This window comes from Vibrio sp. 10N.222.54.E6 (assembly GCF_041473955.1).
Taxonomy (GTDB): Bacteria; Pseudomonadota; Gammaproteobacteria; order Enterobacterales; family Vibrionaceae; genus Vibrio; species Vibrio tasmaniensis_A.
The window spans coordinates 1-216 of sequence record NZ_JBFRTD010000100.1; the positions used below are offsets into that span (position 1 = coordinate 1).

Below are 216 nucleotides of genomic sequence, written 5' to 3' on the forward strand. Positions count from 1 at the left end.
TAATGCCGATCGTTTAAGAAGACTTGAACGATCTTGCAGTTAGCAGATAATCCCCATCAACAACGTTGATGGGGATTTTTTTATGCTTGAACAAGAATTAGCAATGGCACATGAGACCATTGAAGATGCCGATAATTATGAATCTGTTGTCGACGCCATTCAGATTGAGTGGATAGAACAAGCTCTTCTTGAAACTAATAAAGCGAGCATAAGACG

At 39.4% G+C, this 216-nt stretch carries 1 pseudogene; it reads left to right on the forward strand.

What is annotated here, in order from left to right:
• Positions 1 to 82: 82 nt before the first annotated feature.
• Positions 83 to 216, forward strand: a pseudogene (locus AB4513_RS24705) (IS4 family transposase); the annotation flags it as partial.